Source organism: Pseudomonas sp. GW821-FHT10B02 (genome assembly GCF_059415665.1).
This window is the reverse complement of record NZ_JBWKNR010000009.1, coordinates 135,918-152,014: the sequence shown is the minus strand read 5'-3', so window position 1 is coordinate 152,014 and position 16,097 is coordinate 135,918. Positions and strand designations below refer to the sequence as shown.

11 protein-coding genes and 2 pseudogenes are annotated in these 16,097 nt (G+C 62.0%); 6 read left to right on the top strand and 7 right to left on the bottom strand.

Features of this window, described 5'->3' with window-relative positions; all coding sequences use genetic code 11:
* The first annotated feature begins 5 nt into the window (after nucleotides 1-5).
* Nucleotides 6-3,305, top strand: coding sequence for a transporter substrate-binding domain-containing protein (locus AC07OF_RS15300; protein WP_476447234.1), 3,300 nt, complete (start codon nucleotides 6-8; stop codon nucleotides 3,303-3,305).
* On the opposite strand, the pseudogene AC07OF_RS15295 reads toward AC07OF_RS15300, so the two are convergent.
* From AC07OF_RS15295 to gntR, 3 genes and pseudogenes are all read right to left on the bottom strand, one after another.
* Nucleotides 3,280-3,708: pseudogene (locus AC07OF_RS15295) on the bottom strand (methyl-accepting chemotaxis protein); the annotation flags it as partial. The gene AC07OF_RS15300 and the pseudogene AC07OF_RS15295 sit on opposite strands and share 26 nt — an antisense overlap.
* A gap of 108 nt (nucleotides 3,709-3,816) precedes the next feature.
* A pseudogene (locus AC07OF_RS15290) lies at nucleotides 3,817-4,494 on the bottom strand (PAS domain-containing protein); the annotation flags it as partial.
* A 204-nt stretch (nucleotides 4,495-4,698) separates the two neighbouring features.
* Nucleotides 4,699-5,718, bottom strand: a complete 1,020-nt coding sequence (gene gntR / locus AC07OF_RS15285) for an HTH-type transcriptional regulator GntR (RefSeq protein WP_495073101.1) — start codon at nucleotides 5,716-5,718, stop codon at nucleotides 4,699-4,701.
* Nucleotides 5,719-5,925: 207 nt separating this feature from the next.
* Here gntR and AC07OF_RS15280 point away from each other — a divergent pair, with 207 nt between their 5' ends.
* On the top strand, nucleotides 5,926-6,465 hold the full coding sequence (locus tag AC07OF_RS15280) for a gluconokinase (protein WP_157192398.1): 540 nt from the start codon (nucleotides 5,926-5,928) through the stop codon (nucleotides 6,463-6,465).
* Between the two features lie 97 nt (nucleotides 6,466-6,562).
* The gene (locus tag AC07OF_RS15275; protein ID WP_038610434.1) at nucleotides 6,563-7,915 is read left to right on the top strand and encodes a GntP family permease; all 1,353 of its coding nucleotides are present in this window, start codon (nucleotides 6,563-6,565) and stop codon (nucleotides 7,913-7,915) included.
* Nucleotides 7,916-7,992: 77 nt separating this feature from the next.
* Here AC07OF_RS15275 and yiaY read toward each other — a convergent pair whose 3' ends face one another.
* The 3 genes from yiaY to AC07OF_RS15260 form a co-directional block, all read right to left on the bottom strand.
* Entirely contained in the window at nucleotides 7,993-9,141 is a 1,149-nt protein-coding gene (gene yiaY / locus AC07OF_RS15270; protein WP_157192397.1) for an L-threonine dehydrogenase, read from the bottom strand.
* Between the two features lie 82 nt (nucleotides 9,142-9,223).
* A complete protein-coding gene (gene ilvA / locus AC07OF_RS15265; RefSeq protein ID WP_157192396.1) occupies nucleotides 9,224-10,786 on the bottom strand; it encodes a threonine ammonia-lyase, biosynthetic in 1,563 nt (520 codons plus the stop codon).
* A gap of 178 nt (nucleotides 10,787-10,964) precedes the next feature.
* A complete protein-coding gene (locus AC07OF_RS15260; protein ID WP_157192395.1) occupies nucleotides 10,965-11,393 on the bottom strand; it encodes a PACE efflux transporter in 429 nt (142 codons plus the stop codon).
* A gap of 97 nt (nucleotides 11,394-11,490) precedes the next feature.
* Between AC07OF_RS15260 and AC07OF_RS15255 the strand changes: the two genes are divergently transcribed.
* From AC07OF_RS15255 to AC07OF_RS15245, 3 genes are all read left to right on the top strand, one after another.
* Nucleotides 11,491-12,375 carry a LysR substrate-binding domain-containing protein gene (locus AC07OF_RS15255; protein WP_198325417.1) on the top strand — a complete coding sequence of 295 codons (885 nt, stop codon included), beginning with the start codon at nucleotides 11,491-11,493 and terminating at the stop codon, nucleotides 12,373-12,375.
* A gap of 81 nt (nucleotides 12,376-12,456) precedes the next feature.
* Nucleotides 12,457-13,611 (top strand): non-hydrolyzing UDP-N-acetylglucosamine 2-epimerase, encoded by a 1,155-nt coding sequence (wecB, locus tag AC07OF_RS15250; RefSeq protein ID WP_157192393.1) that lies wholly within the window; start codon nucleotides 12,457-12,459, stop codon nucleotides 13,609-13,611.
* A 97-nt stretch (nucleotides 13,612-13,708) separates the two neighbouring features.
* The gene (locus tag AC07OF_RS15245) at nucleotides 13,709-14,824 is read left to right on the top strand and encodes a GGDEF domain-containing protein (protein ID WP_495073100.1); all 1,116 of its coding nucleotides are present in this window, start codon (nucleotides 13,709-13,711) and stop codon (nucleotides 14,822-14,824) included.
* Here the strand turns inward: AC07OF_RS15245 and AC07OF_RS15240 are convergent.
* Nucleotides 14,799-16,097, bottom strand: coding sequence for an ATP-binding protein (locus tag AC07OF_RS15240; protein ID WP_157192392.1), 1,299 nt, complete (start codon nucleotides 16,095-16,097; stop codon nucleotides 14,799-14,801). The genes AC07OF_RS15245 and AC07OF_RS15240 overlap by 26 nt on opposite strands.

The window sequence follows — 16,097 nt, the reverse complement described above, 5'->3', positions numbered from 1 at the left end:
CCGCCATGAACCGGCTCACAGCCTTACTACTGGGTTGTCTGCTAAGCCTGCAGACACTCCTCGCCTTTGCCATTGATGTCGGTGAGCCTCGCCAGCTCCTGGCGCGCTCGATCAGCAGCACGATGTTGACGCTGTCGGCCGAAGACCGAAACTGGCTCAAGCACAAGCATCACTTGCTGCTCGGCACCACCAATCCCGACTACCCGCCGTTCGATATCAATGTCAGCAGCAGTGACTATGAAGGTTTGACTGCCGATTACGCCGGACTGGTCAGTGAGCTGCTCGGCATTCCGATCGAGGTCCGACGCTTTGCCGATCGCGCCCAGGCGATTGCCGCGCTGCATGCCGGCAAGATCGATCTGCTGGGCAGTTCCAACGCCTTCGAAGCCGCCGACGCGCAGCTGGTACTTAGCCGCGCCTACACCGACGACCAATCAGTGATTGCCATCGGCTCAGGGAAATCCCTGGGGCTCAACGACAAGCTTGCAGGGTTGCGCCTGGCGATGGTCGATCATTATCTGCCAACCCCTGTGGTCACCGCGCTTTACCCCCAGGCCAAGCTGCAGCTTTACAGCTCCAACCTGGCCGGCCTCTCGGCCGTATCGCTGGGACAGGCCGACGCGTTTCTCGGCGATGCGGTCAGCAGTGACTACCTGATCACCCGCGTGTACCTGGGCAGCGTGCAGATCGATCACTTCATCAAGAACCTGCGCGGCACCTTCGCCTTTGCCGTGTCCCGCAACAACCCTGGCGTACTGCGCCTGGTCAATCAGGCGCTCGACCGCATCGGCGACAACGACCGTTTGAACATTCTGCGCCGCTGGACCAGCGGCAGTACCCGGGTGCTGCTCAACCGCAGCAGCCTGAGCCTGAGCGCCGCTGAGCGCAGCTGGATCGAGCAGCATCCACGGGTGCGGGTGGCGATCAACAAGTACTTTGCGCCCATGAGCTTTTACGATGACCGTCATCAGTTTCGCGGCATCACTGCCGATGTCCTTGACCAGATCAGCCTGCGCACCGGTCTGAAGTTCGACATTCAAGTGGTCGATTCGATAGCGCAAATGATCAGCCAGGTCGAACTAGGTCATGTCGATATTGCCGGTGTGCTGCCGCCCACCCCGGCTCGCGAAGGCACTTTGCGCTTCACTCGCCCTTACTTGATTACCCCGCGAGTACTGGTCACCCGGACTGACAACTCCAGCCTGAGCGGCGCCGCACAGCTCAACGGCAAGCGCCTGGCGTTGATACGTGACGTCTCCCCGGTCGAAGCCGAGCTGCGTCTGCGCTACCCGCAAACCACATTGGTAGCCGTCGATAACCCGTTGTCGCTGATGGAATCTGTGGCGCAGGGCAAGGCCGATGTGGCCTTGAGCTCACAGATCAACGCTGCCTATTTTGTCAGCCGCATGTTCAAGGATCGTCTGCAGATTGCCTCTATATACGGTGACCAACCGGGCATTTTCTCCTTTGCCGTGGGCCGTGACGCCACACAGTTGCACTCGATCCTCGACAAAGCCCTGCTCAGCATCCCCCCCGACGAAATGACCGAACTGACCGGCCGCTGGCGAACCAATGCGCTGATCAGCGACAGCCTCTGGTACAACTACCGCGGGCTTATCCTGCAGATCCTGCTGGGCGCAGGGGTACTGATCGCGGCGGTGATTGTCTGGAACCGCTACCTGCGCAAACTGATCCAGCAACGCAGCGCGGCCGAACAGGCCCTGCAAACGGAGCTGGGTTTCAGCAAGCGCCTGCTTGAAGAGTTACGCCTGGCCAAAGAGCAGGCCGAAGACGCCAGTCGCGCCAAAAGCACCTTCCTGGCGACCATGAGCCATGAGATCCGTACGCCGATGAACGCGGTCATCGGTTTGCTTGAGTTAGCCGTCCAGGATGCTGAACAGGGCCGTGCCGACCGCGCGTCCCTGCAGGTGGCATTCGAGTCGGCCAATGGCATGCTGGAACTGATCGGCGACATTCTCGACATCGCCCGTATCGAATCCGGGCACATGTCTCTGGCGCCGCAGCCGACCGACCTCAATGCCCTGGCCAGCGCGACCGTGCGGGTATTCGAAGGCAATGCCAGGCTCAAAGGGCTGAGACTGGAAAGCGATCTGCAGCCCACGCAGCAGCTGGTCCTGGTCGATTCGCTGCGTCTCAAGCAGATCCTCTCGAACCTGGTAAGCAATGCGATCAAGTTCACCGATCAGGGCAGCGTCAAGGTCAGCCTTCGGCTTCACCTGCGCGAGGATGGACAATTGCAGGTTCTGCTGGAGGTCATAGACAGCGGCATCGGCATCAGCAGCGAAGATCAGCAACGTCTGTTCCAGCATTTTGCCCAGGTCGGTACGCAAACGGCGCGTCAGGGCACAGGGCTGGGCCTGGTCATCAGCCGCAGCCTGTGTGAACTCATGGGCGGAACCTTGAACCTGCACAGTGCCCCGCACCAGGGCACACGTGTGCAGGTCAAACTGAACCTGGCCCTGGCCGAATCTGCCGCTCACACCGACAGCAAACCGCAGGCCAGCGACAACGGCATGCCGACGCAGTCCATTCTGGTAGTGGACGACTACCCCGCCAACCTGATGCTGCTCGAACGTCAACTCACAGTACTTGGCCACCGGGTCATTCAGGCCTGCGACGCTCAGCAGGCGTTGGTGCTGTGGCAAGAAGGCGCCTTCGATACGGTGATCACCGATTGCCACATGCCAGACATGGACGGGCATCAACTGGCCCGGCAGATCCGCGCCCAGGAGCAGCGGCTGCAGCTACCCGCCTGCCTGATTCTCGGCTTGACCGCCAATGCCCAGGCCGAAGAACGCGAGCGTTGCCTGGCCAGCGGCATGAACGGTTGCCTGTTCAAGCCCATTGGCCTGGCCGAATTGCGTCGTCATCTGCAGGCCGGTACTTCCCAGACGCCGCTGCCGGAAACTGCCGACGATGATGGACACCCCAGTGGTTTCGACATCGACAACCTCCAGTACCTGACCTTGGGCGACCCAGCGCTGATCCGCCGCCTGGTCGGCGAACTGGCACGCAGCAACCATGAAGATCTCAGTGCCCTGCGCGCCTTGGGCCCGCAACCTTCACGCAGCAGCCTGCGTGCCCTGGCCCACCGGATCAAAGGCGGCGCCAAGATGCTCAAAGCGCGCGCTCTGGTGCGCAACTGCGAAGCGCTGGAGCAGGCCAGTCTCGGTGATGCCACGGATGAACAGCTCAATGTATTGCTCAATACCCTGGAGCACAGTTTGCTGACCCTGGAAAAACAGCTGAGCCAACTTGTCAGTGTAACTGCAGGGTCGAGTTGATCTGACTGATGGCATCGACCACATGCTGAGAGCCCTGCTGGATTTCCCGGATCACCTCCCCGGCCTCGTTGGCCAGCTCCACGCCAATCCCGGTGCGGCTCAGGCTCGATTGCATGCTGGCCACGGCTGTCAGCGACAGGTCGTGGTTCTGACGCACCACCTCGACAATTTCCAGGGTTGCCTTGCTGGTACGCGCCGCCAGGCTGCGCACCTCATCGGCGACGACAGCAAACCCCCGGCCGTGCTCACCGGCGCGGGCCGCCTCGATGGCCGCATTGAGTGCCAACAGGTTGGTCTGGTCGGCAATGCCGCGAATAGTCTGAATGATCTGCCCGATCAGTTCCGACTGTTTGCTCACCGCATCGATACTGCGCGCCGCCGCATTGAGGTTTACCGATATCTCCTCGATCACCTGCACGGTCTGCTGCACGACCTGCGTGCCTTTGCGGGCGCAGGCATCATTTTGCACCGAGGTGGCATGGGCCGCCTCGGCGGCCGTCTGCTGGGTACAGACCTGCGAAGTAATGTCGCTGGCGAACTTGACCACTTTGTACAGGCGGCCTTGGGTGTCGAAGATCGGGTTGTAGGAAGCCTCGAGGTAAACCATCTGCCCCAGCTTGTTGACCCGCTCGAAGCGGTGCGAATGGTATTCGCCACGATTGAGCGAGGCCCAGAAGGCCTTGTAGCTTGCCGACTCGCTTTCGCTTTTGTGGCAGAACAGGCTGTGATGCTGGCCGACAATCTCTTCGTGACGATAATGCATGGTGTCGAGAAAGTTCTGGTTGGCCTTGATCACCTTGCCTTGCGGGGTGAACTCGATCATCGCCATTGAGCGGCTGATGGCCTTGATCAGGCTTTCGCTCTCATGCTCGTCTTTCACCCGGCGGGTGATGTCGGAGGCCACTTTGATCACGCTGGTGACTTGCTGCTGAGGTCCCAGCACCGGCATGTAGCTGGCTTCAAGCCAGAGCTCGCGGCCTTGCTGGTCTATCCGGGCAAAGGTGCCGCTTTGCGCCTCGCCCCGCGCCAGGTCCCGCCACAGGTGCCGGTACGCTTCACTGTTGGCGTAGCCCGGCTCGCAGAAAATCCGGTGGTGTTTGCCACGAATCTGCTCAAGGCTATAGCCCATGGCCTTGCAGAAGTTGTCGTTGGCTTCAAGGATGATGCCATCCGGGCTGAACTCGATCATCGCCATGGAGCGGCTGATGGCGGCCAGTTTGGCATTGATGCCGGCCAAAACCCGGTTGCACTGCTCAATTTCAAGCAAATCGGACTTGCGATGAAAATCAAACATCGAAGCGCCCTCCAGGCTCAGGTGTTGCTGAGCATAGATAGGCTTTGGCGCCGTGCAAGCACTTTGATGTCACCCCACCCTTCATGGGAGGGGCAACGCTCAACTGCTCTCGCGGACCACCAGTTCAAAGCCCAGATCCTGGTTGTGCACGGTGCCACGCTTGCCATCGAGCAAGCCCAGCAAGGCCTGGGCGGCGCACCGGCCAATGGCCGCGCGCGGGGTGCGGATCGAGGTCAGGCGCGGAACCATGTGCGCCGATGCCGGCAGGTCGTTGAAGCCGACCATGGCCACTTGTTGTGGCACCTTTACACCCAGGCGCAGTGCCTCAAGAATCGCCCCTTGGGCCAGGTCGTCGTTGCAGAAGAAAATGCCATCGACATCGCCATGTTCGGCCAGCAACTGCCTGAACAACTCACCACCCAGACCGATGGATGATGGCTGCGGCGACAGTACCTGCAGTTCACTGGCATAGCTCCCCGCTGCAACCAGGGCCTGGCGAAAACCTTCGGCACGCTGCATCACCCGCGGGTCGAGCTGCGCGGCGATGAAGCCCAGGCGCTGGCAGCCGCGCTCAAGCAAGTGCTGCGCCGCCGCCGCACCGGCCTGCTGCTGGGAAAAACCCACCGACATGCCCTGCTCCTGCAGCCCCAGCTCCATCATGTGCACACAGGGCACGCCACTGGCGCTGAGCATCTGCTTGGACGCTTCGCTGCGATCAAAACCGGTGAGCAGCATGCCACGCGGCTGATAGGCCAGATAGTTGCGAATCAGGTTCTCTTCTTCGGCGATATCGTAGTGATAGTTACCGATCAGCACTTCAAGGCCGCGCGGGCGCATGACCTCGTGGACGGCCTCCAGGGTCTCGATGAACAACTGGTTGGACAGCGACGGAATCAACACCACGATCGACTCGCTCTGCGCCGAGGCCAACGCCCGGGCCGCCGGGTTGGCGACATAACCGAGGGTGGTTGCTGCCAGCTTGACCTTCTCGACCAGCTCCGGGGCAACGGTGCTGACCCCGCGCAGGGCGCGCGAAGCGGTAATCGGGGAAACCCCGGAAAGCCTGGCCACTTCAGCCAGAGTGGGACGACCGGTAGTACGGGAGCCGATGCGGGTCATGGGGAATTGTATTTTCGACTTGCAAAGAATGGGGAACGGGCACTAAGGTAGCGCTGTCTCACTACACAGGCAATGCATAACTGCAGGTGACCTGAATTGAGCATCCAGACTGCTGAATACAAGATCAATAACATCCAGGAAAGAAGCGCCCGAGGCTAATTCAGTCGCGGCTAAAGATAGCGCTATCTTGCCCTGCAGGAGGTACCGATGAACCCACCCCTATCCGCGATCGTGGTCATGGGCGTAGCTGGCTGCGGCAAGAGCTACGTCGGCGCCGCCATTGCCGGCTTGAGCGGCGGTCGCCTGATCGAAGGCGACGACTTCCACCCTGCTGCCAACATCGAAAAGATGAGTGCCGGCATTCCCCTGGACGATGACGACCGTGCCGGTTGGCTGATCCGTCTGGGTGAAGAGATGCAGGCCACCCTCAAGTCCGGCGAACGCCCGATCCTGACCTGTTCGGCGCTGAAAAAGCGCTATCGCGACGCCTTGCGCCATGCCGTGCCCGACCTGGGTTTCGTGTTTCTCGATCTCACCCCTGAAGAAGCCAGCCGCCGGGTGCTTGCCCGCCCTGGGCACTTCATGCCGGCCAGCCTGATCGACAGCCAGTTCGCCGCCCTCGAACGCCCCAACGGCGAAGCCCTGACCCTGCCCCTGGATGCCACGCTGCCGGTGGCACAACTGGCGGTGCAGGTCGACCTGTGGCTAAAGCCTTGCGGTGAGCCGGTGCTGGCGCGAACGGCCTGATCAGGCGGTTTTCCGGCTCACCAAAGATAGCGCTGTCTCGATACGTAAACGCTGCAAATGCTCCGCCCACAACAATGACAAGATGAGGCACTGAACCATGTTCGGTTTGGCAACTGATACCTACCTGCTGCTCGATGCAGTGGTCACCATCGTCGGCCTGGTGCTGCTGATCACCCACTTCAAGGTCCACCCCTTTGTCGCCCTGACCCTGGCCGCCGGTTTTCTCGGCCTGACCTCGGGCATGCCGGTGGCCAAGGTCATGAAATCCTTCCAGGACGGTTTTGGTGGCGTGCTTGGCTTTGTCGGTATCGTCCTCGCCCTGGGTACCATGCTCGGCAAACTGATGGCCGACTCTGGCGGCGCCGACCAGATCGCGCAGACGCTGATCCGCGCCTTCGGCAAACAGAAAGTGCACTGGGCGATGATGTTCGCCGCGTTCCTGGTGGGCATTCCGCTGTTCTTCGAAATCGGCTTTGTGCTGCTGATTCCGCTGGTATTCATCGTCGCCCGGCGTTCCGGGGTGTCGCTGATCAAGATCGGTATTCCGCTGCTCGCCGGGCTGTCGGTGGTGCATGGCCTGGTACCGCCGCATCCGGGGCCTTTGCTGGCCATCGGCATTTTCAATGCCGATATCGGCAAGACCATTTTCTACGGCCTGATCGTCGCCCTGCCCACCGCGATCATTGCCGGCCCGTTGTACGGCAACTTCATCTCCCGCTACATTCCGGGATCGCCGTCCCAGGAGCTGATGGACCAGATCGCCCGCGAGTCCGAGCAAAAGAACCTGCCCAGCTTCACCGTGACCCTGATCACCGTGCTGCTGCCAGTGTTCCTGATGCTGCTGAAGACCTTCGCCGATGTGGTGTTGCCGGCTGAACACATCGTGCGCCAATGGATGGACCTGATCGGCCACCCGATCACCGCCCTGCTCGCCGCGCTGCTGCTGGCGTTCTATACCTTTGGGGCAGCCCGGGGCTTCTCGCGTCAGCAGATCATGAAACTGCTCGACCAGAGCCTGGCGCCCACCGCAGCGATCATATTGATTGTCGGCGCCGGGGGTGGTTTCAAGCAGATGCTGGTGGACACCGGGGTAGGTAATGTCATCGGCCAGATGGCCGTGCAGGCGCAGATTTCTCCGATCATGCTGGCCTGGCTGGTGGCGGCAGTGATTCGCATCGCTACCGGGTCGGCGACAGTGGCGACCATTACCGGTGCCGGTATCGTGGCACCGGTGATCGGCATGATGCCGGGGGTCAACCGTGAGTTGCTGGTGCTGGCTACCGGTGCCGGTTCGTTGATTCTGTCGCACGTCAACGACGCCGGTTTCTGGCTGGTGAAACAGTACTTCAACATGACCGTGGCCGAGACCTTCAAAACCTGGAGCATGATGGAGACCATCCTTTCGGTGGTTGGCATCATCTTTATCATGCTGTTGTCGTTGGTGGTCTGAAGGCCCTTATCGCGGGGCAAGCCCGCTCCCACAGGTTTGTGATAAACCTGTGGGAGCGGGCTTGCCCCGCGATGTGCTTAAAAGGCAGCCTTGAAGATACCCTCAATCTCCTCCTGACTGGCCACCCGCGGGTTGGTCAGGCCACAGGCATCTTTCAGCGCATTACTGGCCAGGGTCGGCACATCCGCTTCTTTGGCGCCCAACACTGCCAGACCGGCCGGGATATCGATGTCCCGCGACAGGCTCTCAATCGCTGCAATCGCCGCATCACTGCCCTGCTCCGCACTCATGCCGGACACCTCCACACCCATCGCCTTGGCTACATCACGCAAACGCGCGGCGCTGACCTTGGCATTGAAGCGCTGTACATGCGGCAGCAGTACGGCGTTGCACACACCATGCGGCAGGTCGTAGAAACCGCCCAGCTGGTGCGCCATGGCGTGCACATAACCCAACGAGGCGTTATTGAAGGCCATGCCGGCGAGGAACTGCGCATAGGCCATGTTTTCCCGCGCCTGCAAGTCGCTGCCAACGGCCACGGCCTGGCGCAGGTTCTGGCTGATCAGTTCAATGGCCTTGATGGCACAGGCATCGGTAATCGGTGTGGCGGCCGTGGAGACATAGGCCTCGATGGCGTGGGTCAGCGCATCCATACCGGTCGCTGCGGTCAGGCCCTTGGGCATGGCCGCCATCAATGCCGGGTCGTTGACCGACAGCAAGGGCGTGACGTTGCGGTCGACGATGGCCATTTTCACATGGCGCGCCTCGTCGGTGATGATGCAGAAACGGGTCATTTCACTGGCTGTGCCAGCCGTGGTGTTGATGGCAATCAACGGTAGCTGCGGCTTGGCCGAGCGGTCGACCCCCTCATAGTCGCTGATCTTGCCGCCGTTGGTCGCGCACAGGGCAATGCCCTTGGCGCAGTCATGGGGCGAGCCGCCACCGAGGGAAATCACACAATCGCAGCGCTCGCGCTGCAACTGCGCCAGGCCTTGCTCGACGTTGGCGATGCTGGGGTTGGGTTTGGCGCCGTCGAAAATCGACGAGTCGATGTCACGCATCGCCAGCAGTTCGGCAATACGCTCGGCGACCCCGGCCTTGGCCAGGCCGGTGTCGGTGACGATCAGCGCCTTGCGCAATCCGTAGCCGGCGATGGCGGCCATCGCTTCGTCGAGGCAGTCGATGCCCATGATGTTGACGGCGGGGATGAAGAACGTGCTGCTCATGGCGAAACCCTCGTGCAATATTCCATTGCCTTCAGGATCCGCCTCTATGCCCCACTACGTGTTGATCTGGGGCAAGCCTTGCTCAGCCGAGGAACAACCGGTAGGCCGGGTTGTCGGTTTCATCCCAGTAGCGATAACCCATGGCATCGAGGGCCGCAGGCAAGCCGGCCTGCTCTTCTTCCGGCACCTCCAGCGCCGCGAACACCCGTGCTTCAGCCGCACCGTGGTTGCGGTAGTGGAACAGGCTGATGTTCCAGCGTTTGCCCAGACGCTCCAGAAAGCCCAGCAAAGCCCCTGGACGCTCCGGGAATTCAAAGCGCATCACCCGCTCTTTCGCCCCCGGCCCGGCATGCCCGCCCACCGTGTGGCGTACGTGCAGCTTGGCCAGTTCGTTATCGGTCAGATCGAGCACGCTGTAGCCCTGGGCACTCAGGCTGGCCAGCAACTGATCGCGCGGATCATGCTGCGGGTGAGTCTGCACGCCGACAAACAGCCGCGCTTCCTTGCCCGGGTAATAGCGGTAGTTGAACTCGGTGATCTGGCGTTTGCCCAGGGCCTGGCAGAAGGCGCGGAAACTGCCGGGCTGCTCCGGGATGGTCACGGCGATGATCGCTTCGCGCTGCTCGCCCAGCTCGGCGCGTTCGGCGACATGGCGCAGGCGGTCGAAGTTGACGTTGGCCCCCGAGTCGATCGCCACCAGGGTCTGGCCTTGGGCCTGCTCGCGAACGACGTACTTCTTGATCCCGGCCACCGCCAGGGCGCCGGACGGTTCGGTGATCGAGCGGGTGTCGTCGTAGATATCCTTGATCGCGGCGCACAGCTCATCGTTGCTGACGGTGATTACCTCGTCCACATAGTGTCGGCATAGCTCGAAGCAATGCGCACCGATCTGCGCCACGGCAACGCCTTCAGCAAAACTGCCGACCTGCGCCAGCACCACCCGCTCGCCGGCCAGCATGGCGGCCTGCAGGCAGTTGGAGTCCTGGGGTTCGACGCCGATCACCTTCACTTCAGGGCGCAGGTATTTGACGTAGGCGGCGATCCCGGCGATCAAGCCGCCGCCCCCCACGGGAACGAAGATCGCATCCAGTGCGCCCGGCTGCTGACGCAGGATCTCCATGGCCACCGTGCCCTGGCCTGCGATCACGTCCGGATCGTCGAAGGGCGGGACAAAGGTCGCGCCTTCGCTGTCGGCGAGTTTCAGCGCATGGGCCAGGGCATGAGGAAAACTGTCGCCATGCAGGACCACTTCACCACCGCGTGAGCGTACCCCGTTGACCTTCAATTCCGGTGTGGTGGTCGGCATGACGATGGTGGCGCGCATGCCCAGTTCACGGGCCGCCAGGGCCACCCCCTGGGCGTGGTTGCCGGCCGATGCAGTGATTACTCCACGGCCGCGCTGAGCCGGGCTCAGGCGGCTGAGACGGTTATAGGCGCCGCGGATCTTGAACGAGAAAGTCGGTTGCAGGTCTTCACGCTTGAGCAGCACCTGATTGCCCAGGGCCGCGGACAAGGCTGGCGCCAACTGCAGGGGCGTCTCGATTGCCAGGTCGTACACCGGTGCAGCAAGAATGCGCCGCACATAGTCGGACAGCAGGTTCAGCGACGCGGACGGTGTGCGAGGGCTAACGGCAAGGCTGGTCATCAGTGACTCCTGGTTTTTTAAAGTGCCCAGGAGAGAGAGAAAGAACCCGCCTCCAGGGCGGGTTCGGTGCAAGTGCCAGCTAGCCCGCCAAAACGATAATGGCGGTAATAATGCTTTGCTGAGGCGACTGCAGGAATGTGTTCATTGCGAGGAAACTAGCGCAGGCCAGCAGTCAAAGTCAAGCGGGCTCGCGCGCCGACTCAGGCACATCGAATACCCGGTCGAAACCCCACTGAAAGACAAAGGCATAGACAAAGAAGAACAGGAACAGCGCCAGGTTAGTCAACAGTGCCGCCCACAGGCTGATCTGCAACCAACCGGCGACCACCGGAAGGAGAATCAGCACCAGGCCGCCTTCGAAACCCAAGGCATGCAGGAAGCGCCGCCACAGGGTACGCCGGCGTTGCTGCTGGCGGGCTTCCCAGTGTTCGAACGCCCAGTTGTAGAACATGTTCCAGGTCAGGGCCACGGCCGAGAGGATCAACGACAACGCCGTGGAGTGGGCCATGCTGGCATCGAAGGCCCAGGACAGCACCGGAGCGACACACACCACCGCGATGGTTTCGTAGAGGATGGCCTGAACCACTTTACGCGCCTTGCCTTGCATGACCGGCTCCATTCGGGAAATGAGCCACCACCCTAGCTGCGTTGAGGCGCCGGTTCAATTGAGCTAAATTGAGTCTCCCTCAATTGGCTTGAGCACCGTGTTCGCCAAACTGCCCCTGACGGCCTTGCGCACCTTCGAATCGGCGGCTCGTCTGGGCGGCTTCAAGGCTGCCAGCGACGAACTGGCGGTGACCCCGGCAGCCGTCTCGCACCAGATCAAGCGCCTGGAATCGCACCTTGGCCTGCTACTGTTTCAACGCAGCGCGCAAGGGGTGATGCTCAGCGAAGCCGGTGAGCGCCTGTATCGCCAGGTGCATCAGGGGCTGGCCGACCTGCAGCGCAGCCTCGGCGAGCTGCAACCACCTTGCGATCGCCAGCAACTGACCCTGACCACCACCGCCGCCTTTGCCAGCCTGTGGTTGATCCCGCGCCTGGGCGACTTCCATCGCCGCCATGCCGACATCCAGGTACGGGTGCTGACCGGCAGCGAGGTGGTCGACCTGCAGCGCGACCACAGTTTCGACCTGGCCTTGCGCGCCGAATTCAACCCCGACCCCGGGTTGCAGCGTTTGCCGCTGCTGGCGGAGTATTTTTCGGTGTACACCCCGCCCGGCTGGCAGGAGCCGCCTGCCGATCAGCCCTTGTCGTTGCTTGCAGTGCCCTGGGTATCGGTCAGCGGGGTGATCATCGACTGGCCGCGCTGGTGCGCCCTGGCCGGTTGCGAAGACTGGCTGCAGCGCGCACGCTTTCATCACTATGACGATGAGCATTACGCCTTGCAGGCAGCCGCCGCCGGCTATGGCCTGGTGCTGGCGAGCAACGTGCTGGTGGCCGACAGTGTCAGGCAGGGCCTGCTGCAGCCATGGCGCGAAGACGTGCGCCTGGCGGCGGCGCAGTACAGCGCGGTGTGGCTGCCGGGGCGCCAGCGCGAACCGGCGCTGCGGGCTTTTCTCGATTGGTTGCAAGGTCAGTTGAACACCTGAATCCGCTCCTACAGTCAGTGGACAACCCGGCCTTCTGCTGCTTGTATCTAAAGCCTACAGAAGCGGAAAAAGCGCACAACAATGGCCTACAAAGTCATGATGGTGTTCGGTACCCGTCCTGAAGCGATCAAGATGGCCCCCTTGGCGCAAATATTGCGGCTGTGGCCGGACATCGAGCTGAACATCTGCTCCACCGGCCAGCACCGGGAAATGCTTCAGCAGGTGCTTCGGGACTTTGGTCTGAGCGTGGATGAAGACCTGCGGGTAATGGCCCAGAACCAGACCCTCAACAGCCTGTCACAGCAATTGCTGGCACAGCTGGACGCCACCTACGCGCGGATCCAGCCAGACATCGTCCTGGTCCATGGCAGTACCACCACCAGCTTTATTGCCGCCCTCGCCGCCTTCAACCGGCAGATCCCCATCGGTCATGTCGAAGCCGGATTGCGCTCCGGCAATCTCAAGTCGCCCTGGCCCGAAGAAGGCAACCGGCGCCTGACTTCAGTACTCGCCGACCTGCATTTCCCGCCCACCAACCGCGCCCGCGACAACCTGTTGCATGAAGGCGTGGCGCCCGAGCAGATCGAAGTCACTGGCAACACCGTCATCGATGCCTTGCTGTGGATGCGCGAACACTTGATCAAGAGCCGCTGGAAGCCGGGCGCAGGCTCCCCGCTGGCGCAGTTGCGCGATGACCAGCGGCTGGTGCTGATCACCGGCCACCGTCGGGAAAACTTCGGCCCGGGCTTCGAGCGCATCTGCCTGGCCCTGGCGGAACTGGCCCTGCGCTACCCGGACATACAGTTCGTCTACCCGGTGCACCTCAATCCACAGGTGCAAAAATCGGTGTACCCGCTGCTCTCGCGCCATTCGAACATGCTCTTGGTACCCCCTCAGGACTACCAGCATTTCGTCTGGCTGATGGACCGCGCCTACCTGATCCTCAGCGACTCCGGCGGCATCCAGGAAGAGGCACCGGCGCTGGGCAAGCCGCTGCTGGTACTGCGTAAAGTCACCGAGCGACACTCGGTGCTCGAAGGCGGCACCGTGAAACTGGTGGGTACCCAGACCGAGCGGATCGTCAAGGAAACCTGCGTGCTGCTCGACGACCCTGAAGCCTACAAGCGGATGAGTCGCGTCTTCCTCCCCTATGGCGATGGCCATGCGAGCGAGCGTATCGCCGAACGGCTGAGCCGCTGGCTTGAGGAAAACCCTCGCGAACGTCCCGAGCCATGAGGTTGGCGTTGGTCGATGTTACCCCTGCGTAGCGGGCCTGCTAATCTTGAGCGGCAATGGAAGCACTACAAGAACTCATCGAATACGCAAGGCCGCCATGTACAAGACCATCGAACAACAGGTGCGCAGGAATATCGCACCGCCCGAGCTGCGCCGGGAGTTTCGCCAGCATGATTTCGAAAGTCTGCATTCGTTCTGCCTACTGATCTTCGGCATCAGCATCGGCATCTGGCTTCTGTTCGACCTGATCGTCAGCTACCTCGGCCAGCAGGACTTCACCTGGAAGTCGATGGCCTTCATCACGGTCATGGCGACCCTCAGCATCATCCTGGCGTTTACCCGCAAGGCCGGGCACTTCGACCTTCTCAACCTGGTATTCATCGGCATCATCACCCTGGCCATGCGCCTGGTGATCGAAGGCCTGCCGCAGGAACTGCGCCCGGCCTGGCTGATGCTGGGCGCCTCCAGCGTGCTGTACAGCGTGTCGGTACTGCCGGTGCGGCGCTGGTCGTTTTTCGCCGCGCTGGTGATCACCTGGATCAATCTTCACCCCTTCCAGGTACCCGGCTTGCACCTGCTGGATCTGCGCGGCGTGATGTTCATCTGCTACGCCGTGTTCATCAACGGCCTGATCCTCTACACCTACCTGAAAATGCGCCGCGCCAAGCTGTACAACTTCTACATGTCCAAGGTGCTGCTGGACCAGGCCTACGTCGACGCCCTCACCGAGATCCCCAACCGCCGCTCATTCATGGCCAAGGCGCAGACCCACCTGCAGGAAGACGACGAGCAGAGCCGCTACCTGGCGATGGTCGATATCGACAATTTCAAGAAGGTCAACGACCAGTTCGGCCACGACATCGGCGACGTCGTGCTCAAACGTACCGCGGCTAACATCAAGGCCTCGATGACCGAGTTCGAGTACGCACGCCTGGGGGGTGAAGAGTTTGCCATCTACCTCTGGGGCATTAATCAGGCTGACGCCGAGCAGCGCGTCGATGCGCTGTGCCAACGGGTCCGCGAAGATGCCGCCGAGCACCCGGTCACCATCAGCATTGGCCTGACCCGGATACGCCGCGAAGACAACCTGAGCAATGCGCTGGTGAAGGCGGATGAAGCCCTGTATCAGGCCAAGCATGGCGGCAAGGATCGGTATGTGTTGTGGCGGGAAGCCACAAATCCCCTGCTCAGCCCCGCGGCAGACGAATCCTGAACTGCGCGCCGCCCAACGCCGACTGGCTCACGGTCAAGGTCCCACCCTGTCCTTCGATCGCCCGCCGGCTGATCGCCAGCCCCAGGCCAAAGCCACCGGTGGCGCGATCACGGCTGCGGTCGAGGCGGTAGAACGGCTGAAAGATCAATTCACGCTGGTCCGCTGGAATACCGATGCCGTCATCCTCGACAGTCAGCAGGCAGTGACCCTCGGCATCCAGGCTCAGGCGCAGCAACAATTGCCGGTCGCAGTAGCGCATGGCATTGCGCACCAGATTCTGCAAGGCCCGGGCCGTGAGGCGCGGGTCGAGGATAAAGCGCGGCAGGTTGTCTTCGGCACGCACCTGCCATTCGATACCGCGGCCATCGAGTTCTTCGGCAAAGCTGCCGAGAATGCTGTCGACCAGCTCCAGCAACGACACCTCGACGCGTTCGCGCGCCTGATCGGCGTTCTGCAAGCGGCTGTAGGACAACAGCTCAAGCACCAGTTCGTCCAGCTCACGCACATGCCCGACCAGTTCCAGCAAGCGCTTGCGGCACTGCGGCGGAACTTCGTCGAACAGCAGCACCAGGCCAAAATCAAGGCGGGTCAGCGGCGTGCGCAGTTCATGGGAGACGGCGTTGAGCAGTTCGCGTTGCTGGGTCAGCAACCGTTCGACATCCTGGGCCATGGTGTCGAACACCTCGGCCAGTTCGCCAATGTTCGAGCGCGCCGGGATCTGCGTACGTTCCGACAAGCGCCCCTGGCCCAGGCTGCGGGCGGTTTCCTTGAGGCGCTCGAGGTCACGCCAGTGCGGCCAGACCCACAGCAGCAGGCAGCCGAGCAAGGCGGCAACGATCAGCACCGTGACGCCCCAGGAAATCAGGTTGATATCCAGTGGGTCCGGGGGATTGCGCAGTTCCACCGCCCAGGTCGCGTCCAGAGGTGCCAGAGCCGACTTGTAATAGCCCCAGTCGCCCAGGCGCACGACATTCTCGCCAGCCGCCAGCCGCGCCCGGTCGGCATGCGCCAGGCCGATCTGGTCCTGGCGCCGCAGCTCGATCTGCAGCGGAGCGAAGTCCGCCGCCAGTTCACGCTCCACTGCCGGCCAACGCTCGGCCGGGACCTGTTGAAAGCGCTCGACAATGAGCTTTTGCACGCCCTTGGCCTGGTTCAGGTTGTAGGCGATGAAGCGCTCATGAAACGCCCCGACAATGGCGTCGGGGATCAGCAACAGGGCACCGGCGTACGCGGCGATGATCACCAGGTACAGGCGAATCAGGATCTTCAGCAT